At 65.8% G+C, this 22,710-nt stretch carries 23 protein-coding genes; 13 read left to right on the top strand and 10 right to left on the bottom strand.

Annotation, left to right across the window (positions count from 1 at the left end):
* Positions 1 to 136 precede the first annotated feature (136 nt).
* From IEX88_RS09660 to IEX88_RS09635, 6 genes are all read right to left on the bottom strand, one after another.
* The gene (locus IEX88_RS09660) at positions 137 to 1,603 is read right to left on the bottom strand and encodes a mannitol dehydrogenase family protein (protein WP_188850408.1); all 1,467 of its coding nucleotides are present in this window, start codon (positions 1,601 to 1,603) and stop codon (positions 137 to 139) included.
* Between the two features lie 134 nt (positions 1,604 to 1,737).
* Entirely contained in the window at positions 1,738 to 2,745 is a 1,008-nt protein-coding gene (locus IEX88_RS09655) for an ABC transporter ATP-binding protein (RefSeq protein ID WP_188850407.1), read from the bottom strand.
* A 13-nt stretch (positions 2,746 to 2,758) separates the two neighbouring features.
* Positions 2,759 to 3,589, bottom strand: coding sequence for a carbohydrate ABC transporter permease (locus IEX88_RS09650; RefSeq protein ID WP_188850406.1), 831 nt, complete (start codon positions 3,587 to 3,589; stop codon positions 2,759 to 2,761).
* 3 nt (positions 3,590 to 3,592) lie between these two features.
* The gene (locus IEX88_RS09645; RefSeq protein ID WP_188850405.1) at positions 3,593 to 4,456 is read right to left on the bottom strand and encodes a carbohydrate ABC transporter permease; all 864 of its coding nucleotides are present in this window, start codon (positions 4,454 to 4,456) and stop codon (positions 3,593 to 3,595) included.
* Between the two features lie 182 nt (positions 4,457 to 4,638).
* Positions 4,639 to 5,955, bottom strand: a complete 1,317-nt coding sequence (locus tag IEX88_RS09640) for an ABC transporter substrate-binding protein (protein ID WP_188850404.1) — start codon at positions 5,953 to 5,955, stop codon at positions 4,639 to 4,641.
* 175 nt (positions 5,956 to 6,130) lie between these two features.
* Positions 6,131 to 7,087: a sugar-binding transcriptional regulator gene (locus IEX88_RS09635; protein WP_188850403.1), complete on the bottom strand. Its 957-nt coding sequence runs from the start codon at positions 7,085 to 7,087 to the stop codon at positions 6,131 to 6,133.
* Between the two features lie 210 nt (positions 7,088 to 7,297).
* Here IEX88_RS09635 and IEX88_RS09630 point away from each other — a divergent pair, with 210 nt between their 5' ends.
* The 4 genes from IEX88_RS09630 (at position 7,298) to IEX88_RS09615 (ending at position 11,534) form a co-directional block, all read left to right on the top strand.
* Complete coding sequence (locus tag IEX88_RS09630) at positions 7,298 to 8,695, top strand: circularly permuted type 2 ATP-grasp protein (protein WP_188850762.1); 1,398 nt, start codon at positions 7,298 to 7,300, stop codon at positions 8,693 to 8,695.
* 6 nt (positions 8,696 to 8,701) lie between these two features.
* Positions 8,702 to 9,649: an alpha-E domain-containing protein gene (locus IEX88_RS09625; RefSeq protein WP_188850402.1), complete on the top strand. Its 948-nt coding sequence runs from the start codon at positions 8,702 to 8,704 to the stop codon at positions 9,647 to 9,649.
* Between the two features lie 196 nt (positions 9,650 to 9,845).
* Positions 9,846 to 10,595, top strand: coding sequence for a proteasome-type protease (locus IEX88_RS09620; RefSeq protein WP_188850401.1), 750 nt, complete (start codon positions 9,846 to 9,848; stop codon positions 10,593 to 10,595).
* Between the two features lie 138 nt (positions 10,596 to 10,733).
* On the top strand, positions 10,734 to 11,534 hold the full coding sequence (locus tag IEX88_RS09615) for a GGDEF domain-containing protein (protein WP_188850400.1): 801 nt from the start codon (positions 10,734 to 10,736) through the stop codon (positions 11,532 to 11,534).
* A 54-nt stretch (positions 11,535 to 11,588) separates the two neighbouring features.
* Here IEX88_RS09615 and IEX88_RS09610 read toward each other — a convergent pair whose 3' ends face one another.
* A complete protein-coding gene (locus tag IEX88_RS09610; RefSeq protein ID WP_188850399.1) occupies positions 11,589 to 11,954 on the bottom strand; it encodes a gamma-butyrobetaine hydroxylase family protein in 366 nt (121 codons plus the stop codon).
* A 184-nt stretch (positions 11,955 to 12,138) separates the two neighbouring features.
* On the opposite strand from IEX88_RS09610, the gene moaA reads away from it, so the two are divergent.
* Complete coding sequence (gene moaA / locus IEX88_RS09605) at positions 12,139 to 13,128, top strand: GTP 3',8-cyclase MoaA (protein WP_188850761.1); 990 nt, start codon at positions 12,139 to 12,141, stop codon at positions 13,126 to 13,128.
* 1 nt (position 13,129) lies between these two features.
* Positions 13,130 to 13,609 (top strand): hypothetical protein, encoded by a 480-nt coding sequence (locus tag IEX88_RS09600; protein WP_188850398.1) that lies wholly within the window; start codon positions 13,130 to 13,132, stop codon positions 13,607 to 13,609.
* An 85-nt stretch (positions 13,610 to 13,694) separates the two neighbouring features.
* On the opposite strand, the gene IEX88_RS09595 is transcribed toward IEX88_RS09600, so the two are convergent.
* Entirely contained in the window at positions 13,695 to 14,249 is a 555-nt protein-coding gene (locus IEX88_RS09595) for a hypothetical protein (protein WP_188850397.1), read from the bottom strand.
* 233 nt (positions 14,250 to 14,482) lie between these two features.
* Between IEX88_RS09595 and IEX88_RS09590 the strand changes: the two genes are divergently transcribed.
* From IEX88_RS09590 to IEX88_RS09570, 5 genes are all read left to right on the top strand, one after another.
* Complete coding sequence (locus IEX88_RS09590) at positions 14,483 to 15,451, top strand: DMT family transporter (RefSeq protein WP_188850396.1); 969 nt, start codon at positions 14,483 to 14,485, stop codon at positions 15,449 to 15,451.
* A 288-nt stretch (positions 15,452 to 15,739) separates the two neighbouring features.
* Complete coding sequence (locus IEX88_RS09585; protein ID WP_188850395.1) at positions 15,740 to 16,540, top strand: ABC transporter substrate-binding protein; 801 nt, start codon at positions 15,740 to 15,742, stop codon at positions 16,538 to 16,540.
* A gap of 141 nt (positions 16,541 to 16,681) precedes the next feature.
* On the top strand, positions 16,682 to 17,392 hold the full coding sequence (locus IEX88_RS09580; RefSeq protein ID WP_188850394.1) for an ABC transporter permease: 711 nt from the start codon (positions 16,682 to 16,684) through the stop codon (positions 17,390 to 17,392).
* Positions 17,389 to 18,186: an ABC transporter permease gene (locus IEX88_RS09575; RefSeq protein WP_373289566.1), complete on the top strand. Its 798-nt coding sequence runs from the start codon at positions 17,389 to 17,391 to the stop codon at positions 18,184 to 18,186. The genes IEX88_RS09580 and IEX88_RS09575 overlap by 4 nt, the downstream gene beginning before the upstream one ends.
* A 145-nt stretch (positions 18,187 to 18,331) precedes the next feature.
* Complete coding sequence (locus IEX88_RS09570) at positions 18,332 to 19,201, top strand: NAD(P)-dependent oxidoreductase (protein ID WP_188850393.1); 870 nt, start codon at positions 18,332 to 18,334, stop codon at positions 19,199 to 19,201.
* A gap of 369 nt (positions 19,202 to 19,570) precedes the next feature.
* On the opposite strand, the gene IEX88_RS09565 is transcribed toward IEX88_RS09570, so the two are convergent.
* Together IEX88_RS09565 and IEX88_RS09560 are read right to left on the bottom strand one after the other, a co-directional pair.
* The gene (locus IEX88_RS09565; RefSeq protein ID WP_188850759.1) at positions 19,571 to 20,056 is read right to left on the bottom strand and encodes an Lrp/AsnC family transcriptional regulator; all 486 of its coding nucleotides are present in this window, start codon (positions 20,054 to 20,056) and stop codon (positions 19,571 to 19,573) included.
* Between the two features lie 97 nt (positions 20,057 to 20,153).
* The gene (locus tag IEX88_RS09560) at positions 20,154 to 20,765 is read right to left on the bottom strand and encodes a glutathione S-transferase family protein (RefSeq protein WP_188850392.1); all 612 of its coding nucleotides are present in this window, start codon (positions 20,763 to 20,765) and stop codon (positions 20,154 to 20,156) included.
* Between the two features lie 142 nt (positions 20,766 to 20,907).
* Here IEX88_RS09560 and IEX88_RS09555 point away from each other — a divergent pair, with 142 nt between their 5' ends.
* Both IEX88_RS09555 and IEX88_RS09550 read left to right on the top strand, forming a co-directional pair.
* A complete protein-coding gene (locus IEX88_RS09555; protein ID WP_188850391.1) occupies positions 20,908 to 22,413 on the top strand; it encodes a sensor histidine kinase in 1,506 nt (501 codons plus the stop codon).
* An 83-nt stretch (positions 22,414 to 22,496) separates the two neighbouring features.
* Entirely contained in the window at positions 22,497 to 22,709 is a 213-nt protein-coding gene (locus IEX88_RS09550; protein WP_188850390.1) for a DUF1289 domain-containing protein, read from the top strand.
* The last annotated feature ends 1 nt before the right edge of the window (position 22,710 follow it).

The following is a 22,710-nucleotide window of genomic DNA, read 5'->3' as shown; positions in this document are numbered from 1 at the left end:
TGGGACCTTCCGCTTGTTCTGACTCGAACTGCGACCCCTTCGCCGGGGAATGGATCCCGGATCAAGTCCGGGATGACGAAACATTGGTGTCTGCGCAGAGTTCGATTGGGCCGAAGCTACGCCAGTGGTTGGGCGCCTAAGCCAGATAGGCCTTCAGCGTCGCCTCGACGCCGTCCTGCCACAGCGCCTTCAGCATCGTGGCGAAGCGTTCGCGGAAGACGGCATTACCGGCGAGATCGCCATAGACGTCCTTCAGCGCCAGGAAGGCGTCGGGATCGGTCTTGGCAGCCTCGGCCGCGGTGCGAATGCGGTCGAGATTGGGATCGACCAGCGGCATGTCCTTGCAGCTTTCCGATGCGCCGCCGAGGGCCCGGCACCAGAGGGCCGAGACCAGCGCCAGGCCGTCGATCCCCTGCCCCGCCGCCAGCCGGTCGCGGATCGTCGGCACGATGAATTTCGGCTGCCGGTTCGAACCGTCGAGGGCGAGCCGCGCGACGGTGTCGGCGATCTTCGGGTTGAGGAAGCGGTGCTCGATCAGTTTCCGGTAGTCTTCCAGCGAGGTGCCCGGCACGGGCGGCACCACGGGGATGATCTCGTCCTTCGTCAGCTTCTCCAGGAAGGCGGCGATCAGCGGATGCTCCATCGCCTCGTGGACGTACTGGATGTCGAGGAGGATGCCGGGATAGGCGATCGCCGCGTGGCCGCCGTTCAGGATGCGGATCTTCATCAGCTCCCAGGGCGCGACATTGTCGACGAAGGTGACGCCGACCTTTTCCAGCGCCGGGCGGCCGGAGGGGAACGTGTCCTCCATCACCCACTGCTTGAATTCCTCGCAATAGACCGGCCAGTTGTCGGCGATCCCGAACTCCGCCACGAGCTTGTCGATCTCGCGCGGGCTCGTCGCCGGCGTGATGCGGTCGACCATCGAGTTCGGGAAGGCGACGTTCTCGCGGATCCACTCGGCCAGCGCCGGGTCGGACAAAGCGGCGGTGCCGGCGACGGCATCGCGCGCGACGACGCCATTGTGCGGAATGTTGTCGCAGGACATCACGGTGAAGGGCGCGATGCCCCTCTCGCGGCGCGCCTTCAGGCCGGCGGCGATGAGGCCGAAGACGGTCTTCGGGTTCTCGGGATTGTGGCCGTCGTCGACGATCGCCTTCTGCGTCGGGTCGAAATGACCCGATGCGTCGACGAAATAGCCGCCCTCGGTGATGGTCATCGAGACGATGCGGATCGCGGGATCGACGAGTTTTTCGATGATCGCCTTGCCGTCGCCGATCGGCAGATAGTCGATCATGGCGCCGGTAACGCGGGCGGCGGTGCGGTTGTTGTCCTGCTCGACGACGGTGGTGAGGTAATCCTGCGCGGAGAGCTTGTCGCGCATGGCGGTCTCGAACGGCAGCATGCCGGCGCCGACGATGGCGAAGTCATGCCCTTCGCCCAGATTGAACAGGTCGTCGAGATAAACAGCCTGATGCGCCCGGTGAAAGTTGCCGATGCCGAAATGCAGGATGCCGGCAGTCAGGGTCGACCGGTCATAGGCGGGGACGGCAACGGTTTCGGCCGCCGCGGAAAGGGTCGCTGAAGACAGCCTGACGCTCATGGTTTCGGTTCCTGTAAGGGGTCGAGGACGGGCGACCTGCTGGTCGGCCCATCGCTGTGCATGTGTTTTAACCGGGACGCCGCCTGGCCGATCGTCAGGCCGTCCTCAGGCCGGCCGGACGATCGGCGTGACCGTCAGGCCTTGCCGCTGGCGAGGCCCTTGGCGTCGAAGAGATGCATGTGGCCCGGTTGCGGGGTCAGCCAGACGGGATCGCCGTGCTTGATCCGATAGTCGCCGAGGCCGCGGGCGGTCACCTGCTCGCCATTGTCCATCTTGATGTGGATGAAGGTGTCGGAGCCCAGATGCTCGGAGACGCCGGCGATGCCGCGCAGCGCGCCGTCGTCCTTCGAGATGGTCAGGTGCTCGGGCCGGGCGCCGAGCGTCTTGGCGCCGCGGGACTCGGCATAGGCGCCGGTGAAGAAGTTCATCTTCGGCGAACCGATGAAGCCGGCGACGAAGAGGTTCTTGGGGTTCTCGTAGAGTTCCAGCGGCGAGCCGACCTGCTCGACATTGCCGCGGTTGAGAACGACGATCTTGTCGGCCATGGTCATCGCCTCGACCTGGTCGTGCGTGACGTAGATCATCGTCGTCTTCAGCTGCTCGTGCAGTTCGGAGATCTCGAGACGCATGTTGACGCGCAGCGCCGCATCGAGGTTCGACAGCGGCTCGTCGAACAGGAAGCCCTTGGGCGAACGCACGATGGCGCGGCCGATGGCGACGCGCTGGCGCTGGCCGCCCGACAGGTCCTTCGGCTTGCGGTCGAGATATTCGGTGAGGTTCAGCGTGGCGGCGGCCGCCCGCACCTTCTGCTGGATCGCGTCCTTGCTCTCGCCGGCCATCTTCAGCGGGAAGCCGATGTTCTGGCCGACGGTCATATGCGGATAGAGCGCGTAGGACTGGAACACCATGGCGAGGCCACGGGCCGCCGGGGAGACGCCGGTGACGTCCTTGTCGTCGATCGAGATGGCGCCGCTGGACACGTCCTCGAGGCCGGCGATGAGCCGCAGCAGCGTGGACTTGCCGCAGCCCGACGGCCCGACGAAGACGACGAACTCGCCGTGCTGGATGTCGAGGTCGATGCCGGGAATGATCACCGCATCGCCGAAGCGCTTCGAGACCTGCCTGAGATTGATGGAAGCCATGGCGATCCCTTTCTTACTTGACGGCGCCGAAAGTCAGACCGCGCACCAGCTGCTTCTGCGAGAACCAACCGATGATGAGGATCGGGGCGATCGCGAGCGTCGAGGCGGCGGAAAGCTTGGCGTAGAAATTGCCCTGCGGGCTGGAGAAGGAGGCGATGAAGGCGCTGAGCGGCGCGGCGTCGGTGGTGGTCAGCAGCAGCGTCCAGAACGCCTCGTTCCAGGCGAGGATCACGTTGAGAAGAATCGTCGAGGCGATGCCGGGGATCGCCATCGGCGCCAGCACCTGCGTCAGCTCCTTGCGAAGGTTGGCGCCGTCCATGCGCGCCGCCTCCAGGATGTCGACCGGGATCTCCTTGAAATAGGTGTAGAGCATCCAGACGATGATCGGCAGGTTGATCAGGAAGAGGATCATGATCAGGCCGAACCGTGTGTCGAGCAGGCCGAAACTACGGAAGAGGATGGTGACCGGCACGAGAGCGCCGACCGCCGGCATCATCTTCGTGGACAGCATCCAGAGCAGCACGCCCTTGGTGCGCTTGGTCGGCGAGAAGGCCATGGCCCAGGCGGCGGGAATGGCGAAGCAGAGTCCGACGAAGGTGGAGCCGAGGGCGAGGTAGATCGAGTTCATCAGGAAGGCGAAATAGTTCCTCTGCTCCTGGATCGCCACGTAGTTCTCGGTCGTCCAGTCGAAGAACAGGAATTTCGGCGGGATCGAGATCGCGTCGAGTTCGCTCTTGAACGAGGTCAGGATCGTCCAGAGGATCGGGAAGAAGATCAGGAGACCGACGACCCAGGCCAGAACCGTCATGCCCAGCTTGCGACGTGTCGTGATGGCGCGCGCCATGGCTCAGCCCTCCAGGTTCTTGCCGACGATGCGGACGAGGAAGAACGCGACGACGTTGGCGACGACGACGGCGACGATACCGCCGGCCGAGGCCGTTCCGACATCGCCTTCCAGCGAGATGATCGAGGCGATCAGGAAGGGCAGGTTGGAGGAGGCCGCGCCGCCGCCAGTGGTGACCGCGATCTCAGCATAGACCGAGAGCAGGAAGATCGTCTGGATCAGGATCACGACGGTGATCGCCCGCTTCATGTGCGGCAGCGTGATGTAGAAGAAGATCGACATCACGCCGGCGCCGTCCATCTCGGCGGCTTCCTTCTGGTCCTGCGACAGCGACTGCAAGGCGGTGAGGAGGATGAGGACCGAGAACGGCAGCCACTGCCACGCGACGATGATGATGATCGAGGTCAGCGGCAGGTTGGTCAGCCAGTCGACCGAGCCGATCCCCACGGCGTTCAGCATCTGCCCGATGACGCCGTAGACCGGGTTCATCATCATGTTCTTCCAGACCAGCGCGGCCACCGTCGGCATGACGAAGAAGGGTGCGATCACGAGCAGGCGGACGATCGTCTGGCCGTAGAACTCCTGGTCGAGGAGCAGCGCGATCAAAATGCCGCCGATGATGGTGATGCACAACACGCCGAAGACGAGAAGCAGCGTCGTCTGAAAGGCGCTCAGGAAGCGCGGGTCGGTCAGGAAATAGGAGTAGTTCTCGATCCCGACGAAAGGCGTCTCCGGATTGTAGAATCCGTAGCGCAGCGTCGAGAAATAGAGCGTGAGAAGGAGCGGAACGATCATCCAGATGAAGAGGACGATCACGGACGGCGCCATCATCAGGCGCGCGACGGACTTGGTTTGGGTTGTCGCCATGGTCCTGTTCCGACAAGGGGCCGCGCGCAGAGGCTGGGGCGGCCGAAACCAGTCTTCGGGCGGCAGACGGCCCGACTTCGTGAGGTAGTCGACGGGGAGCGTGTCACGCGGCGGCGCTTGGCGCCACGCGAAAGATCGAAGGGCCGGTGGAGGCCGGCCCTTCGATGCATGCCGTCAGAGGCTTACTTGATGTAGCCGCCGCGGGTCATTTCGCGGACGGCCTGGGCCTGGGCCGCGGCGAGCGCGGCTTCGACCGTGGTCGAGCCCGACAGGGCGGCGGCCATCTGCTGGCCGACGGCGGTGCCGAGGCCCTGGAACTCAGGAACCGCGGCGAACTGCAGGCCGACATAGGGCTTGCCCTCGCCCATCGACGGGTCAGCCTTGTTGATCGCGGCCAGCGTCGCTTCGGCGAACGGCGCCGCCTTCACATATTCCGGGTTCTCGTAGAGCGAGGTGCGCGTGCCGGGAGGCACGTTCGCCCAGCCTTCCTTGGAAGCGACGAGCTCCAGATAGGCCTTGGACGTCGCCCAGGAGATGAAGGTCTGCGCGGCTTCCTGCTTGGCGGACGAGGCCGGAATGGCGAGCGACCAGGCCCAGAGCCAGTTCGCGCCGTCGTTCGGGCAGTTCTCGATGCCGCAGGGACCCGGCGCGAAGCCGACCTTGTCGGCGACCTGGCTCTGCTTGGGATCGGTCACGAAGGACGCCGCGACGCTCGCATCCATCCACATGCCGCACTTGCCCTGGCCGAACAGCGAGAGGTTCTCGTTGAAGCCGTTGGCGGCAGCGCCGGGAGGACCATACTTCGTCATCAGCTCGACATAGAGGGTGACGGCCTTCTTCCAGCCTTCGCTCTCGAACTGCGGCTGCCAGTTGGCATCGAAGTAGTTGGCCCCGAAATCGCGGGCCATGTTGCCGAGGAAGGCCATGTTCTCGCCCCAGCCCGGCTTGCCGCGCAGGCAGATGCCGTAAACGCCGGTTTCCTTGTTGGTCATCTTCTCCGCGGCTTCCGCGATGAAGTCCCAGGTCGGCTTCTCCGGCATGGTGAGGCCGGCGGCCTCCAGGAGGTCCTTGCGGTAGAGCGTCAGCGTGCTCTCGGCATAGAAGGGCGCGGCGTAGAGCGTGCCGTCGGTCGACAGCGCGTTGCGGATGGCCGGGATCAGGTCGTCGACGTCATAGTCGTCGCCGAGCTTGTCGAGCGGCGCCAGCCACTGCTGCTTCGACCAGATCGGGACCTCGTAGGTGCCGATGGTCATGACGTCGAACTGGCCGCCCTTGGTGGCGATGTCGGTGGTCACGCGCTGGCGGAGAATGTTCTCCTCAAGCGTCACCCAGTTCAGCTTGATGTCGGGATGGGCCTCAGTGAAGGCGTCCGTCAGACCCTGCATGCGGATCATGTCGCTGTTGTTGACGGTGCCGATGGTCAGCGTCGTCTCGGCCTGCGCGACCGCGGTGAAAGCCAGCAGCGACGCGGCGCAGCCAAGGGTTTTCAATAGGGACATTCGGTGCCTCCCAGCAATTTTGAGCATTTGACCAGTGTCCGGGCAAAATCCCACCGACCCGCGCCAGTGTCAAATGAATCCCGTGCGGCGACGCAGCAATTCGGCGCCGTTCGGCACGTCGTCCCCAGCCGATCGTCAGCCATCCACAGTTACGACAGGAAAAGGGCGCTCCGGATCAGCCGGCGTCGAGCAACCGTGCCGTGGCTTCGTCGGTGATCAGGCCGTTGACCATGCGGCCGGCCATCGCGGCACGAATCGCCGGCGCCTTGGCCGCGCCCATGGCGACGAGGATGACCTCGCTGGTTTCCGTCGAGGGGATGCGCGCACTGGCGACGCGGTCGTTGAAGGGACAGTCGATGATGTGGCCGGCCTCGTCGAAGACCCAGCCGACGATCTCGCCGATGCCGCCGACGCTGTTGAGGAGATCGCGGTCCTCGCCGGTGATGAATCCGTCGACGACAAGCGGTGCCTTGGCCCCGAGTTCGCCGACGCCGACGAAGGTGACGTCGGCCTTGGCGGCAAGCGCCAGCGTACTCTGGACGACTTTCTGCTCGTGCAGAAGCGCGCGTTCCTCGGGCGTGGAGACGACGACCGGCAGCGGCATCGGATAGTGCCGCGCCTGGATGGCGTCGGCCATGGTGAAGATGACGTTGTAGACCGAGGCCGAGCCGTCGAGGGCGATGTTGCCAGTCAGCGAGACGATCCGGTGCTGGCTGCAGGTCATCTTCGGCAGGCGCTCCACCGAGGCCTTGAGAGTACGGCCCGTGCCGAGCGCCATGATCACCGGCTCGGCCCGCATCAGCCGGCGCTCCATCTCGGCCGCACAGGCCTCGGCGATACCGATCGTGGTCGACAAGGAACTGGGATCGGAGGGCACCACCTCGCAGAACGACAGGCCGAAGGCCTGCTGCAGCGACCGCGCCTGTTCCAGACAGGAGGCGATCGGGTGGTCGATCCGCACCTTGACGAGGCCGGCCGAGACCGACAGCGACACCAGGCGCTGCGCCGACTGGCGCGACGTGCCGAGCTTGGCCGCGATCTCTTCCTGCGTATTGCCGGCGACGTAGTACAGCCAGCCGGCACGCGCCGCCTCGTCGAGGCGCAACAGATCCTCTCCCCGTGTCTTTGCCAAAGCCGCCTCCTGCTCGCGTCATTGTGTAGGGCGGGCGCCGGGGTTTGCGCAAGCTTCGCCGTGCCGGAGGAGACACCGCCCCTGCCACGCGTCCCGCCCAAAATTTCGGCCTGTCCCCTATTCGCTCAGCGGGTCCTTGATTTCTTGGCTATTGGCTTCTCTTCTAGGGCCAGAGTCGCAAGGAGGGTTGCCGTGAAGCCGTTTGACGAGATGCTGACGGGAGAGGCAGGACAGGTCCGACAGCCATACGAGCGTTTTCACGCCTGGTTCGGCCAGCAGGATCCCGAATCCCTCGTCGAGAAGGCCGGCGAGGCCGAGAGCTTCTTCCGTCGAACGGGAATCACCTTCGCCGTCTATGGCGAGGCCGAGGCGGCGGAGCGCCTGATCCCGTTCGACCTGGTGCCGCGCATCATCAACAACCGCGAATGGCAGAAGCTCGCCGAGGGCATCGAGCAGCGCGTGCGCGCGCTGAACATGTTCCTGCACGACATTTATCACGAGCAGAAGATCGTGAAGGCCGGCATCGTCCCCGCCAGCCTCATCGACGGCAATGCCGCCTTCCTGCCCGAGATGATCGGCTTCACCCCGCCCGGCGGGGTCTACACCCACATCATCGGCACCGACATCGTGCGCGTCGGCGAAGACCGGTTCTACGTGCTCGAGGACAATGCCCGCACGCCTTCCGGCGTCTCGTACATGATCGAGAACCGCGAGACGATGATGCAGATGTTTCCCGAGCTGTTCGCGCAGAACCGCGTGCGGCCGGTCGAAACCTATCCAAACCACCTGCGGCGCTCGCTCGCCGCCGTCGCCCCGCCGCTGTGCGAGGGTGTCCCGACGATCGCGGTGCTGACCCCCGGCATCCACAACTCCGCCTATTACGAGCACGCCTTCCTCGCCGACCAGATGGGCGTCGAGCTCGTCGAGGGCGCCGACCTGAAAATGGTCGACGGCCGCATCAAGATGCGCACCACGCAAGGCTACAAGACGATCGACATTCTCTATCGTCGCGTCGACGACGACTACCTTGACCCCGACGTGTTCAATCCGGATTCCGTGCTCGGCGTCGCCGGCATCATGGAAGTCTACAAGGCCGGCGGCATCACCATCGCCAATGCGCCGGGCACCGGCATTTCCGACGACAAGGCGATCTACTCCTACATGCCGGAGATCGTCGAATTCTACACCGGTCAGCCGGCGCTTCTGGAGAACGTGCCGACTTGGCGCTGCGCCGACGCCGACAGCCTCGCCTACGTCCTCGACCATCTCGCCGAACTCGTCGTCAAGGAAGTGCACGGCTCGGGCGGCTACGGCATGCTGGTCGGGCCGACGTCGACGGCGGAGGAGCGCGAGGCTTTCGCGCACAAGCTGCGCGGCAGGCCGGGCAACTATATCGCGCAACCGACCCTGGCGCTCTCGACCGTGCCGATCCTCGGCGAAAAGGGCCTGTCGCCGCGGCATGTCGATCTCCGGCCCTTCGTCCTGGTCTCCGACAAGATCAAGATCATTCCGGGAGGGCTCACCCGCGTCGCCCTCAAGGAGGGCTCGCTCGTGGTCAATTCGAGCCAGGGCGGCGGCACCAAAGACACCTGGGTTCTGGAGGACTGATTTCGCATGGCTCTACTCGGACGCACGGCCCAGGGCCTTTTTTGGATGCACCGCTACATCGAGCGGGCAGAAAACATGGCGCGCCTGATCGACGCTGGTTTGCGTCTGTCCCTGACCAATCTCTCCTCCGAGCAGGATGAGTGGCAATCGGTGCTGGTCACCGCCGGCGTGGAGGCGGGCTACAAGGCGAAATATGCCGACTTCGAACCGCGGCAGATGATCGACTACCTCCTGAGCGACGTCGACAACCCGTCGAGCGTCCTGTCCTCGATCGAATCGGCCCGCACGAACGGGCGAATGGTCCGCACCGCCCTCACCCGCGAGACCTGGGAGGCGCTGAACGAAAGCTGGATCCTCCTGAAGCGGCGCCTGCAGATGCCGCTGCGCGACGGTCAGCTGCCGGCCGTGCTCGACATGGTGAAGAAGCAGACCGCCTACATGCGCGGCGCCTTCTACGGCACCATGCTGCGCAACGAGATCTTCGACTTCTGCAATCTCGGCACCTTCGTCGAGCGCGCCGACAACACCGCGCGCATTCTTGACGTCAAATATTGGGTGCTCCTGCCGACGCACTCCTCCGTCGGCTCCTCGCTCGACAATTTCCAGTGGGGTTCGATCCTCAGGTCCGTCTCCGCGCATCGCTCCTACATCTGGGAGTACGACGCCGAGTATCGCGCGGTCGACATCATCGACTTCCTGATCTTCAACGAGCGGATGCCGCGCTCGCTCGCCTACTGCTACAAGAACATCCGCGAAAGCCTCGGCTTCCTCGCCCGGACCTACGGCACCGAGCATGTTTGCCGGGCGACGGCGGACCAGCTGTGCGACGGGTTCACGGGGTCGGACGTCGGCACGATCATCGAGGGCGGCTTGCACGAGTTCCTCACCGCCTTCATGGTCGATCACAACCGGCTTGCGGTCGAAATTGCCCAGAGCTACCGCTTCTATTCGTGACGCCGGTCGGCTTGCGGCAAGCCATTTGACGTAGAACCGTAGCGCTCCGCCCTGCCCGGGCTCTGGGGACAAAGCCCGGCAGCGCTTGCGGTGGCAGTGCTTCGATCGTAGACCGGGCCCCCGGCGGGGACGCAAAGTTTCGGATGCGGCCTCAGACGCCGCGCGGCCCCGGCCGTCCTTGGGGGATTTCGTATCCATGACCTATTGCGTCGGACTGCTCGTCGATCGCGGCCTGGTGTTCATGTCGGACACACGGACCAATGCCGGGATCGACAACATCTCGGTCGTTTCCAAGATGAAGACCTGGTCGGTGCCCGGCGAGCGTTTTCTCTGCCTGCTCAGCGCCGGCAATCTGGCGACGACGCAGTCGACCGTGTCGCTGCTCGAGGAGCGGAGCGTGGCGCCCGCCGACCGCGAGCCGGCGATCCTGAACCAGCCCTCGATGTTCCAGACGGCCAAGCTGATCGGCGACACGCTGCGCGAGGTCATCTCCTATACCAGCCCCTCCGGGCAGAAGGCCGACGGCCGCTTCTCCGCCTCCTTTGTGCTCGGAGGCCAGATCAAGGGCGGCCGTCCCCGGCTGTTCATGATCTATCCCGAGGGCAATTTCATCGAGGCCGGGGCCGACAACCCCTTCTTCCAGATCGGCGAGCACAAATACGGCCGGCCGATCATCATCCGCACCTACGACGCCGGCATGGCGCTGGAGGAGGTCGCCAAGCTGCTGCTGGTCTCCTTCGATTCCACCATCCGCTCGAACCTCTCGGTCGGCCTGCCGATCGACCTCCAGTTCTACGAGGCCGACAGCTTCATGCCGGGCTACCGGCACCGCTTCGACCAGCGCGATCCCTACTACCAGCTGATCTCCGAGGGCTGGTCGGACTCGCTGAAGGCGGCCTTCGACCAGCTGCCGGCCTTCGAGCGGACGGCCGACGTCGAGGCCTGAGCCCCCCTCAGGCCAAGACCTGGCACGTCGAGCGGGGCAGATAGGGATATCCTTGCTGCGGTGCAGCGCAACTGCAGGGCGATTGCGTTAACGGTTTTGCTCAATGCTGGTCTGGCTTGGCCGAGACCAGAGGGGTCGATGACGTTTTATACCTTAGCGGGTTCGCTGTCATGGCAGGACCTTTACAGGCTGGGCCGCCTGCCACTGGGCGGCGTCGCCGTCTGCGTCAGCGTCTCCGTAACCTTCAACCTATGGCTCTTCTGGCACTCGGATCCTGACGCCTTCTTCAAGAGCATGGTCTGTTCCGTCTTCCTGCCGACCCTGTTGGCCGGCCCGCTTTTCGTCGTCATCTCGCTGAAACTGCACCAGGCGGCCGAGCTGAACCGGGAGCTGCGCTATGCCGCGACCCATGACGGCCTGACGGCCATCCTCAACCGCAGCGCCTTTACGCAGATTGTCGCCGACAGGCTGGACGAGATCGACCGGGCGGAAGGTGGTCGCGGCGCTCTGCTTCTCGTCGATGCCGACTTTTTCAAGTTGATCAACGACCGCTGGGGCCACGCCGCTGGCGACGTGGCGCTGCGCCAGATCGCCGCTCTCCTCGTCGAGGTGACGCGCGCCGGCGACGTGCTGGGTCGGCTCGGCGGCGAGGAATTCGGCATCTTCCTGCCCGGCGCCGGCCTCCTGTCGGCTGAGGCGACGGCGGAGCGCCTGCGGGCCGTCGTCGCCGCGGCCGAGATCACGACGCCGAACGGCGAGCCGATCCTGCTCACCGTCAGCGTCGGCGGCGTCTTCTTCCGCAACGCGATCAGCTATGAGACGCTGTTTCAGCGGGCCGACCGCCAGCTCTATCAGGCCAAGGCGAATGGCCGAAACCGCGTCGAGATCGAGGAATACCGGCCGGTGGGCATTGCCGAGCTACGGCTCCCCCGGGCCTGACCGTCGCCGTCAGCACAGGCAAGTCCGTCTGCGCGGCGCCTATCGGCCACGCCGTCAGCCTTCGCGTCGGAGCCCCTTGGCTTTCAGCTCGTCGAGATAGGCGGCAAAGAGCGCTTCCCCGTTCCGCCCGAGTTCCGCCAGATAGGTCCAGGTGAACAGGCCGGTATCGTGGCCGTCGTCGAAGACGATGCGGATGGCGTAGTGCCCGATGGGCACGATGTTGGCGATGCCGACATCCTTCTTGCCCCCGACCGTCACGCGCTGCTCGGGCGAATGCCCCTGGACCTCGGCCGACGGCGACAGGACGCGCAGCATTTCCGCCGAGAACATATCGGTAGCCCCGTCCGCCAGCCGGACCGTCAGCGTGCGACGGTCCTTGGACACGCGGATTTCCTGCGGTGCGGCGGCGGCCTGGACCATGTCATCTTCCCTACTGACCGCCGAGACCGGCGCCCGGCAAACGGTCGCTCCCGTCGATCGGCTTGACCGGAGGTCCGCGACCTTCCATCTGTTACTGATGACCGATGCTATGAACGAAGCTCACGGCGGCCGCAATCTCCTCGGGGTGACGAGCGACATTGCCCTGCCCCGCACGCCGCCGGAGATGATCGACCCTTTCGGGCGAGCCATCACCTATCTCCGCGTCTCGGTGACCGATCGCTGCGACTTCCGTTGCGTGTACTGCATGGCGGAAGACATGACGTTCCTGCCGAAGCGCGATCTCCTGACGCTCGAGGAACTCGACCGGCTGGCCAGCGCCTTCGTCGACAAGGGCGTGCGGCGCCTGCGCCTGACCGGTGGCGAGCCGCTGGTGCGCAAGAACATCATGCATCTCATCGCCAGCCTGTCGCGCCATCTCCAGAGCGGCGCGCTCGACGAGCTGACGCTGACGACCAACGGCTCGCAGCTGCAGCGCTATGCCGCGGAACTCGCCGGGCACGGCGTGAAGCGGCTGAACGTCTCACTCGACACGCTCGATCCCGACAAGTTCAGGGCCATCACGCGCTGGGGCGAGCTGGACCGGGTGCTCCAGGGCATCCGCGCCGCGCAGTCCGCCGGCATCAAGGTCAAGCTCAACGCCGTCGCGCTGAAGGGCTTCAACGACCTTGAAATCCCCGAGATGATCCGTTGGGCGCATGGCGAGGGCATGGACCTGACGCTGATCGAGACCATGCCGATGGGCGAAATTGACGAGGACCGGACCGACCAGTATCTGCCGCTGAGCCAGGTCCGCAGCGATCTAGAGCAGCGTTTCACGCTCAGCGACAACGACTACAAGACCGGCGGCCCGGCCCGCTACGTCACCATCGCCGAGACCGGCGGTCGCCTCGGCTTCATCACGCCGATGACGCACAATTTCTGCGAGAGCTGCAACCGCGTGCGCGTGACCTGCACCGGCACGCTCTACATGTGTCTCGGACAGGAGGATGCGGCCGATCTGAGGGCGCCCCTGCGCGCCTCCGAAGGCGACGAGCTCCTGTCGCAGGCGATCGACGAGGCGATCGGGCGCAAGCCCAAGGGGCACGACTTCATCATCGATCGCGCCACGCGGCGGCCCGCCGTCTCGCGCCATATGAGCGTCACGGGAGGATAGGATGAGAGCGGGATACCGGATCGTCTTCAGCGCGGCCGCGGCCTTCGTCCTCGGCTTTGGCCCGGCCTTGGCGGAGGACATGACCTACCGCAACGAGCGCTTCGGCACCGTCGCGACGTTTCCGCGCGAGGCCTTTCCCGAAGCGCAGCCCGAGCCCGTCAATCGCGACGGGCGCGCCTGGACGGGGCCGAACGGCGCGGAGCTCTTCATCTACGCCCGCGCCAATCGGGGCGGCGAGACGCCGTCCACGATCATCGCCGACCGGGCGGCGGACGACACCGTCACCTACAAAAAGGGCGGAAAACGCTGGGTCGTCGTCTCCGGCTATCGCGACGGCAAGATCTTCTACGAGCGCTACATCTTCCGGGGCGACCTCGTTCACTCCGTCGCCATCCGCTATCCCGAGCGCGCGCGCACCCGCTACGACCCTCTGGTCGGTCCGATCACGCTCTCGCTGAGCGCCGAACCGCCCCGCTCCTGATCCAACGCGCCGACCGGCGGTGCGCTTCGCCCGCCGGAAGTCTGGTCAAGCGCCGGTCGCGCCGCGGTAACGGCGATCTCTGCCGCTAGTCGGTCTGATATAGCGCGCTGACCGCCCGGGCTGCGGCAACGGCCCTGCCCGCCGAACGGGCCGGCACGGTTTCCCTCAAGTCCCCGGCCTGGCGATAGGCGAAGGTGACCGGCAGGAACTCGTTCCGGCTGACGAACCAGTCGATGAGGTGCCGGACCCGCTCGGGATCCGGGCCGTAGGGCAGCGGCGCGGCGTCGGCCGGCTTTTGAGGCGCCGCCGCCGTTTCGGTCGCCCCGCTGGCCTCAACGCTCGTCGTCGCGGCAGCGACAAGCGGCGTTGCCAGCCAGGGGACGGAGAGCGCCGGCTCTGCCTCCTGAATGGCGATGTCGAGCGACGAGGCCGTCGGCGGCGTCGGCGACTGCGAGAGGCCGGTCGCTGTTAGCGGATGCACGGACGGGGTGGCCTGAACCGGACCGGTGTCGACAGCGTCGGTACGGCTCTCGCGGACGATCTCGGCGATGGGAATCGGCACCGGCTGGAGAGCGGCGAGATCCGTTCGGGTTTCGAGGCGCAGGGGCGAAAGCGGCTGGATGGCGTCGAATGCCCCCATGGCGGTGTCCTTCTTGACAGTTTCCTGACGGGAATTTCGCAGGAAACAATCGAGGGAACGCTACACCAATCATTAGGATTTGCCCGATTCGCAGGTTTCTGCCGGGATCGTTCCGCAAGGGCGGGAAGTCTGGGGAAGCGCCACCCGCCAAGAGGCGATCGGCGGCAACGGTCGCGCTGCCGGCCGCGAGCGGCTAAGGGAGGGTGACCCTCCGCGACCACCCTGGAATCAGCATGCCCCTTCCCGTTCGTCCGCCGCTGTCGGCCAATGTCCGCGCCGGCCTCTGCATGCTGGCCGCCATGGCGGCCTTCGTGGTCAATGACGGCCTCGTCAAGCTCGCTTCCGAGGACATGGGCGTGGGGCAGATCCTGGCGGTGCGCGGCCTGATGGCGACCGCCATCCTGGCCGCCTTCGCCTTCTGGCTGGGCGCCTTCAGGCCGCTGCGCACCGTGCTGCAGCCGATGCTTCTCCTGCGCACCCTCGCCGACATTCTGGCGACGCTGACCTATGTCTCGGCCCTCAGGGCCCTGCCGCTCGCCAACACGACGGCGATCTTCCAGGCGCTGCCGCTGGCGGTCACGCTCGGCGCCGCTTTGTTCTTCGGCGAGCGCGTCGGCTGGCGGCGCTGGACGGCGATCGCGGTCGGCTTTCTCGGCGTGGTCATCATCGTCCGCCCCGGCCTCGAAGGCTTCACCACCGCCTCGATCTACGTTCTTCTGTCCGTCGTCTGCGCCGCCACCCGCGACCTGGCGACGCGGCGTCTTCCGGCCGGCATTCCCTCGCTGTTCATTTCGATGACGACCGCGCTCGCCGTGTCGCTCACGGGATGGGCCATGCTGCCCTTCGAAGGCTGGCAGCCCATGGCCGCGCCGCAGGTGCTGACCCTCGGCTGCGCGGCGGTGCTGATCACCATCGGCTACGTCTTCATCGTCGAGGCCATGCGCGCCGGCGATATCAGCTTCGTCGCACCGTTTCGCTATTCCGTCCTCGTCTTCGCCCTGTTGATCGGTGTCCTCGTCTTCGGCGAGCGGCCGGACGGCTTCGTGCTGCTCGGCTCGCTGATCATCGTCGGCAGCGGCATCTATACCCTCTACCGCGAGCGGGTTCGCGGCGGCAGCCTCCCGGCGACGACGTCCCTGCCGGGACGGGCCGGGGCGATGGCGGTGGTCAAGAAGATCGGTGACAAGGTCGAGGCGGAGTAAGACGCTGCGCCGACCGGCCCGATCCGAGGGCTTCCGCGAAGCCGTCGGTTTCCCGTCCGCCGACTTTCCCGACGCCGCGGACGCCCTGGCCGTATCCCTTCTGCAGCGTCCACACGCCCGGCCGTCTTGCGGCTGGCCGGACCTTCGTGCAAACGCGGTGAAAACTCGGCAGGCGTGATCTCGGCTGTTGCACTTCGCGCAAAAACAGTGGGAGTATCGCCCGGATTACAGGCATGCCCATTGCAAAGGCTCAGGGTTCGCCTGCACCTCGATCTTCCGGAGAACTTCATGCGTTTTGCCCGTAGCCTCACCCTTGCCGTGGCGGCCCTCGCGATGGCGAGCAGCTTCGCCCCCGCCCGCGCCGACGATTCCGCCAAGGACTGGTCGACGATCAAGATCGGCACCGAGGGCGCCTACCCGCCCTTCAACTTTCTGACCGCCGGCGGCGAGCTCACCGGCTTCGACATCGATATCGCCAAGGCCCTCTGCGACAACATGAAGGTCACCTGCACCTTCGTGGCGCAGGACTGGGACGGCATGATTCCGGCGCTGCAGAACAACAAGTTCGACGCCATCATCGCCTCGATGTCGATCACGCCCGAGCGCCAGCAGCAGATCGACTTCACCAACAAATACTACAACACGCCGCCGGCGATCGCCGTCCCCAAGGACAGCCCGATCACCGAGACGACCGCTGAAGCCCTCGCCGGCAAGACCATCGGCGCGCAGGGCTCGACCACCCATTCGCAGGCGGCCGAAATCCTCTTCCCCGACAGCGAGATCAAGGTCTACCCGACCTCCGAAGAGTACAAGCTCGACATCGGCAACGGCCGCCTCGACGGCGTGATGGACGACGTCGTCGTCCTGTCGCAGTGGATCGACAGCCCGGATGGCGCCTGCTGCAAGGTTCTCGGCACCCTGCCCGCCGACCCGAAGATCTACGGCGTCGGCGCCGGCATCGGCCTGCGCAAGGGCGACGAGAAGCTGAAGAAAATGTTCAACGACGCGATCGTCGCCATCCGCAAGGACGGCACCTACAAGACCATCCAGGACAAGTACTTCAAGTTCGACGTCTACGGCGCCGAGTAAGACCGACGGCGCGGCGGCCTGACCGCCGCGCCCTTCGCTTCGGCCTTCGGCCGGTCGCCACTCCCGCAAGCTGCCGGTCCTCGGGCGCCGGCCCGGGCCATCCGGATGGACAGATCGAAGACATGACACTGCGGGGCGTGCATGGAGAGTAACTGGGCCCTGATCGGCTTCGGGCCGAACGGCTGGGGCGACGACATTCTCGCCGGCGTGCTCGTGACGGTCTCGCTGGCCTTGGCAACCCTGCCGCTGGGCCTTGCCTCCGGCTTTCTCCTGGCGCTCGCCAAGCAGTCGGAGGACAAGGCGCTGCGCCTTTCCGCCGACATCTACACCACCATTTTCCGCGGCCTGCCCGAACTCCTGACGCTGTTCCTGGTCTATTTCGGCGGCCAGAGCGCGATCAACGCGCTGACCGGCGCCGTCGGCCTGCCGGAGCTCACCGTCTCCTCCTTCATCGCCGGCATGATCGCGCTCGGCCTCGTCTTCTCGGCCTTCGCCAGCGAGGTGTTCCTGGCGGCGTTCCGCGCCATTCCCAAGGGCCAGACCGAAGGCGCCATGGCGCTCGGCCTGTCGCGGTGGCGGATCATGCTGCTCATCCTCATCCCGCAGTTGATCAAGATCGCGCTGCCGGGCCTCGCCAATCTCTGGATGAACCTGTTGAAGGATACCGCGCTCGTCTCCGTCGTCGGCCTCGCCGATACGCTCCGCCAGTCCGGCATCGCCTCGCGCGTCACGCGCGAGCCCTTCCTGTTCTTCGGCGTCGCCTGCGCAATCTTCCTGGTGCTGACCATGCTGTCCTCGATCGTCATCGGCCGGATCGACACCTGGACGCGGCGCAGCGGCGTGATGCGTTGAGCGAGGCAGCGCCTCCCGTCGTCCGCCGCCCCTATGGCAAGGCCGGCCTGATCACGCTCGGCTTCTGGCTGCTCACCGGCGTCGGCCTCGTCTATTATCTGGTCTCGGCCTACAATCCCGAGCTGATCGCCCGCTACGGACCGCTGTATCTCAAGGGCCTGTGGACGACGATCTCGCTCGTCCTCATCTCCTTCGTCGTCGGCGCGCTGATCTCGATTCCCGTCGCGCTCGGCCGGCGATCGCAAAACCGCATCGCCCGCGGCCTGTCCTTCGTCTTCGTCTACTTCTTCCGCGGCACCCCGCTGATCGCGCAGATTTTTCTCGTCTACTATGGTTTCGGCCAGTTCCGCGGCGCGTTCGAGAGCATCGGTCTCTGGTGGTTCTTCCGCGAGGCCTGGTACTGCGCCATCTTCGCCCTGTCCCTCAACACCGCGGCCTATCAGGCGGAAATCCTGCGCGGCGCGATCGAGAGCGTCGGCCGCGGCCAGTGGGAGGGCGCCCGCTCGCTCGGCCTGTCGCGCCTCGTCATCTTCTGGAAGATCATCCTGCCGCAGGCGATGATCGTGGCGCTCCGGCCCTATGCCAACGAGATCATCCTGATGATCAAGGCCTCGGCCATCGTCGCCATCATCACCGTCTATGATCTCTTCGGCGAGACGCGCCGCGCCTACTCCCGCACCTTCGACTTCCAGACCTATATCTGGGCGGCGATGTTCTACCTTGCCATCGTCGAGGTCCTGCGCAATCTCACCGCCGTCGCGGAGAAGCGCCTGATCCGGCATCTGAAGCGATAGAGGGGGCGGCCGGGAACTTCCGGCCGCCGATCGAAGCGCCGTCTCGCCCGATGCCCCCAGGATTTTTTGCTTTGACCGAGGGCCTCCTTCGTCTAACCCCTGACTGCTAAGGGGCGCGAAAAGCGCCCGAAACAGGGAGACGGGCATGGCGAAGGTCGCATTCATCGGATTGGGCGTCATGGGCTATCCCATGGCCGGGCATCTCAGGAACAAGGGCGGCCACGACGTCGCCGTCTTCAACCGCACCCACGCCAAGGCCGAGAAATGGGCGGCCGAGTTCGGCGGCACGGCGGCGAGGACTCCGTGCGAAGCGGCGACGGGCGCCGACTTCGTCTTCTCCTGCGTTGGCAATGACGACGACGTGCGCCAGGTCCTCCTCGGCGACGACGGCGCCATGGCCGGCATGAAGTCCGGCGCGACGTTGATCGACAACACCACCGCCTCGGCCGAACTCGCCCGCGAGCTCGACGCCGCCGCCCGCGAAAAGGGTCTGAAATTCCTCGACGCGCCCGTCTCCGGCGGCCAGGCCGGTGCCGAGAACGGCGCGCTGACCGTCATGGTCGGCGGTGACCAGGCCGATTTCGACGCGGCGCAGCCGATCATCTCGGCCTATGCCAAGATGGTCGGGCTGATGGGTCCCGCCGGCGCCGGCCAGCTCACCAAGATGATGAACCAGATCTGCATCGCCGGCCTCGTCCAGGGCCTGTCGGAAGCGATCGGCTTCGGCCAGAAGGCGGGCCTCGACATCGCCAAGGTCGTCGACGTCATCTCCAAGGGGGCCGCCGGCTCCTGGCAGATGGAGAACCGCCACAAGACGATGGCGGCAGGCCAGTACGAGTTCGGCTTCGCCGTCGAGTGGATGCGCAAGGATCTCGGCATCTGCCTCGCCGAAGCCCGCCGCAACGGCGCGGCGCTGCCGGCCACGGCGCTGATCGACCAGTTCTACGCCGAGGTCGAGGGCATGGGCGGCAAGCGCTGGGACACGTCCTCGCTCCTGGCGCGCCTCAACCGCTGACGCGGCGCGAGGGTGTTTGCGCACTGGGGCAGGTGCTTGAATCACCACGTGAGGAAGATGATTCGCTGTGCGAACTGTCAGCCTCAAGGGATTCGGGGGATTCAGAAATTCCGCCCCTCACTCCCCCGACGGTCGTCATCCCGGGCTTGACCCGGGATCCAATCCAAATCGCTGGACAAGTCAGGGACAGGGCCACTTCTGACCCGAATTGACCGTGACACGGCTTCGGAATGGATCCCGGCTCAAGGCCGGGATGACGAAGCTGAGAGGCTGTGCCCCAAGTCGGACAGGGCGTTGGGACTCCCTCGGACAACCTTCCCCGCGGATCGAGCCGAATCCCATGCAACGGCGAGGCGCGTTAGCGCCCGCTCACACCTCCTTCGGCTCCTTCTCCAACTGGATGTAGTCCAGCGGCATTTCCGTCGTGTACTTGATCTGCTCCATGGCGAAGGACGACGACACGTCGCGGATTTCGATGCGGGCGATCAGCCGCTTGTAGAAGGCGTCGTAGGCAGCGATGTCGGGCACCACGACGCGCAGGAGATAGTCGACGTCGCCGCTCATGCGGTAGAACTCGACCACTTCGGGAAAATCGCCGACGACTTCGGAAAACCGCTTCAGCCATTCGTTCGAATGCGAATTGGTGCGGATCGAGACGAAGACGGTGACGCGCAGATTGACCTTCGCCGGATCGACGACGGCAACCCTGCGGCGGATGACGCCCTCTTCCTCGAGCTTCTGGATGCGCCGCCAGCACGGCGTCGTCGACAGGCCGACGCGCTTGGCGATCTCGGCCACGGCGAGCGTCGCGTCTTCCTGCAGGAGCCGCAGAATCTTCTTGTCGAGCCGGTCCATGATGCTGCCTTCTGTGCCGTGTCCGACGCCCTTATAGCAGGTCATCCCGCGGCGTCAGGCCCGTCTGCACGCCGGAGCGAGCCTCGGAGCGACGGGCTTAGGCGCGGGCGCTCGGCCGAGCCGCCATCTCGGCGTGCCAGCGGCGGACGTGGTCGAGCCCGTCCGGCAGGACGATCCGCGCCGGCTTCATGAAATCGATGGCGACGAGGCCGGTGATATCGGCGATCGACAGCGCCTCGCCGGCGACGAAGCGATTCTCGGCCAGATGCGCGTCGAGAAGGCGCAGAAAAGCCTGGGCCCGCGGCTTGTTCGCCTCGCCCCAGTCGGCGATCTGCGGCACTTCCCATTCGCGCATGGCAGGATGCAGGTGGCGAAAGGCGGCGGCGACGCTGGCGAGGAGCTGGAGTTCGAGCCGCCGGTTCCACTCCTCCACCCGCGCCCGCCCGAGGGCCCCGATGCCGAACAGCGGCGGGTCGGGATGCAGCTCCTCGAAATATCGAGAGATAGCCACCGATTCAGTGAGGATCGTGCCGTCGTCGAGCTCCAGAACCGGCAGGCGCTGCAGGGGATTGCGGGCGGTAACGGCGTCGCCGCGATGCTCCATCGCGCCCATGTCGACCGGGTGCAACGGCACGGCAATGCCCTTTTCGGCCAAGAAGATGCGCACGCGGCGTGGATTGGGCGCCAGGCCCCCGTCGAAGAGCTTCATGGTCTTCCCCTGTGGCTGATTTTCACAAGCGTTCACTGCTCCAATGCAGCGTATTTTCGTGATTGCTTAAGGCATTTTTTTAAGCTTTCGGAAAGATGATGGGCCGGTCGAAGCCAGTCCGTGGAAGCCTCCCTCCCCCATCATGTCCGTCGCAGCCCCCCCCAGTTACGACAAGAACATTGTCGAGCGCCGCAGGGTCCCGCGCAATGCGGACCTGACGCGCACGCTGCGGCTGGCGCGCGGGCGGCTGACGTCCAGCCATGGCGTCGAGCCGCGATTCGACCGCGAAATTCTGCTGCAGCATGCCCAGGCGCTGAAGTCCTTCGTCGTCGTGATGCCCCTGCCGATCCTCCTGATCGGCTTCGGCCTCATGAGCTTCATCGGCTTGAACGTCGCGGCCGTGTGGGCGGCGATCGCCGTGGTCGGCTATTTCGTTCTCTACCTGATCACCCATCAGTTCCGCGCACTGGGCGATCGGCCAGTCGACGTCGCGGTCTGGAGCCGACGCTTTCTGTTCGGCCATCTCGTCGCCGGCACAGGCTGGGCCTATTTCGCCGCCGTGGACTGCCAGAACTGCGGGCCGCTGCGCTTCGAAATCTTCCAGCTGGTCGTGCTGCTGATCGCCGTGGCGTTGACCGCCATGGTGTCCTCGACGCTGCGCGGCGGCGTCATCGCCGCGTTCGTGCCGCTGATGGCCGTCCTCGCCTTCCGGATGTCGGACGGCGCCGAGCCGATCTCGATCGTCATGCGCGCCGTCGTCATCGGCGCCGTCCCCTTCTTCACCGTGGTCGCCGAGCATCTCCGGCGCATCAGTGTCGAACGGATGCGGCATCAGGCGGAAAAGGACGAGCTGATCGCCGAGCTCGACACGGCGCGCATCATTTCCGACGAGGCACGGCGGCGGGCCGAGGAAGCCAACTTGGCGAAGTCGCGATTCCTCGCGACCATGAGCCACGAGCTGCGCACGCCGCTTAACGCCATTCTCGGCTTCTCCGAGGTGATCGCCAAGGAGATCCTCGGCCCCATCGGCAATTCGACCTACAAGGACTATGTCGAGGACATCAACGCTTCCGGCCAGCACCTGCTCGACCTGATCAACGAGATCCTCGACCTCTCGCGCGTCGAGGCCGGGCGCTACGCGCTCGACGAGGAGGCGGTCGACCTGTCGCGGATCGCCCGCGACTGTCTGGCCTATGTGCAGCTGAAGACCGAGGCCAAGGGGATTGCGCTGCAGATTCAGTTCGAGCCGAACCTGCCGCAGCTCTGGGCCGACGAACGCTCGATCCGCCAGATCATCCTGAACCTCCTGTCCAATGCGGTGAAGTTCACGCCCCGCGGCGGCACGATTACCATTCGCGTCGGCTGGACGGCGGGCGGCGGGCAGTATGTCTCGATCCGCGATACCGGCCCCGGCATCCCCGAGGAGGAGATCCCGATCGTGCTCTCGTCCTTCGGCCAGGGCTCGATCGCCATCAAGAGCGCCGAGCAGGGAACCGGGCTCGGCCTGCCGATCGTCCAGGCGCTCGTCCACATGCACGACGGCGAGTTCGTGCTGAAGTCGCGCCTGCGCGAAGGCACCGAGACCATCGCCATCTTCCCGCATGCCCGCGTGCTGGAAGTGATGCCGGCGTTCCAGGACATGTCCTGACGCAGCCCCCTGCCCTTGCCCCGGGCCGGATGATCCTTACATGCGGCACGCCCCCAGAACGCGCCCCCGCCAACCGGAGCCCCATGTCGATCGAGTCCCCCTGCACCAAGATCTGCGTCATCGAGCCCCGCAGCGGTCATTGCCGCGGCTGCGGGCGCAGCGGCGAGGAGATCGGTGGCTGGATCGCCTATTCCCCGCAACAGCGCCGGGACATCATGGCGCTTCTGCCGGCACGAATCGCGGCGCTGGGCGAACCCGCGACGCCGCGGCCGATCGCTCTTGCGGCCAAGGCCTGAT

The sequence above is a fragment of the Aureimonas glaciei genome (genome assembly GCF_014643375.1).
Lineage (GTDB): Bacteria > Pseudomonadota > Alphaproteobacteria > Rhizobiales > Rhizobiaceae > Plantimonas > Plantimonas glaciei.
This window is presented reverse-complemented; position numbering and strand designations above follow the sequence as displayed.

Excerpts from the sequence above, each read along its gene's own strand:
- IEX88_RS09660 (WP_188850408.1), bottom strand. The coding sequence starts at position 1,603 with ATGAGCGTCAGGCTGTCTTCAGCGACCCTTTCCGCGGCGGCCGAAACC.
- IEX88_RS09655 (WP_188850407.1), bottom strand. The coding sequence starts at position 2,745 with ATGGCTTCCATCAATCTCAGGCAGGTCTCGAAGCGCTTCGGCGATGCG.
- IEX88_RS09650 (WP_188850406.1), bottom strand. The coding sequence starts at position 3,589 with ATGGCGCGCGCCATCACGACACGTCGCAAGCTGGGCATGACGGTTCTG.
- IEX88_RS09645 (WP_188850405.1), bottom strand. The coding sequence starts at position 4,456 with ATGGCGACAACCCAAACCAAGTCCGTCGCGCGCCTGATGATGGCGCCG.
- IEX88_RS09640 (WP_188850404.1), bottom strand. The coding sequence starts at position 5,955 with ATGTCCCTATTGAAAACCCTTGGCTGCGCCGCGTCGCTGCTGGCTTTC.
- IEX88_RS09630 (WP_188850762.1), top strand. The coding sequence starts at position 7,298 with ATGCTGACGGGAGAGGCAGGACAGGTCCGACAGCCATACGAGCGTTTT.
- IEX88_RS09625 (WP_188850402.1), top strand. The coding sequence starts at position 8,702 with ATGGCTCTACTCGGACGCACGGCCCAGGGCCTTTTTTGGATGCACCGC.
- IEX88_RS09620 (WP_188850401.1), top strand. The coding sequence starts at position 9,846 with ATGACCTATTGCGTCGGACTGCTCGTCGATCGCGGCCTGGTGTTCATG.
- IEX88_RS09615 (WP_188850400.1), top strand. The coding sequence starts at position 10,734 with ATGACGTTTTATACCTTAGCGGGTTCGCTGTCATGGCAGGACCTTTAC.
- IEX88_RS09610 (WP_188850399.1), bottom strand. The coding sequence starts at position 11,954 with ATGGTCCAGGCCGCCGCCGCACCGCAGGAAATCCGCGTGTCCAAGGAC.
- moaA (WP_188850761.1), top strand. The coding sequence starts at position 12,139 with ATGATCGACCCTTTCGGGCGAGCCATCACCTATCTCCGCGTCTCGGTG.
- IEX88_RS09600 (WP_188850398.1), top strand. The coding sequence starts at position 13,130 with ATGAGAGCGGGATACCGGATCGTCTTCAGCGCGGCCGCGGCCTTCGTC.
- IEX88_RS09595 (WP_188850397.1), bottom strand. The coding sequence starts at position 14,249 with ATGGGGGCATTCGACGCCATCCAGCCGCTTTCGCCCCTGCGCCTCGAA.
- IEX88_RS09590 (WP_188850396.1), top strand. The coding sequence starts at position 14,483 with ATGCCCCTTCCCGTTCGTCCGCCGCTGTCGGCCAATGTCCGCGCCGGC.
- IEX88_RS09585 (WP_188850395.1), top strand. The coding sequence starts at position 15,740 with ATGCGTTTTGCCCGTAGCCTCACCCTTGCCGTGGCGGCCCTCGCGATG.
- IEX88_RS09580 (WP_188850394.1), top strand. The coding sequence starts at position 16,682 with ATGGAGAGTAACTGGGCCCTGATCGGCTTCGGGCCGAACGGCTGGGGC.
- IEX88_RS09570 (WP_188850393.1), top strand. The coding sequence starts at position 18,332 with ATGGCGAAGGTCGCATTCATCGGATTGGGCGTCATGGGCTATCCCATG.
- IEX88_RS09565 (WP_188850759.1), bottom strand. The coding sequence starts at position 20,056 with ATGGACCGGCTCGACAAGAAGATTCTGCGGCTCCTGCAGGAAGACGCG.
- IEX88_RS09560 (WP_188850392.1), bottom strand. The coding sequence starts at position 20,765 with ATGAAGCTCTTCGACGGGGGCCTGGCGCCCAATCCACGCCGCGTGCGC.
- IEX88_RS09555 (WP_188850391.1), top strand. The coding sequence starts at position 20,908 with ATGTCCGTCGCAGCCCCCCCCAGTTACGACAAGAACATTGTCGAGCGC.
- IEX88_RS09550 (WP_188850390.1), top strand. The coding sequence starts at position 22,497 with ATGTCGATCGAGTCCCCCTGCACCAAGATCTGCGTCATCGAGCCCCGC.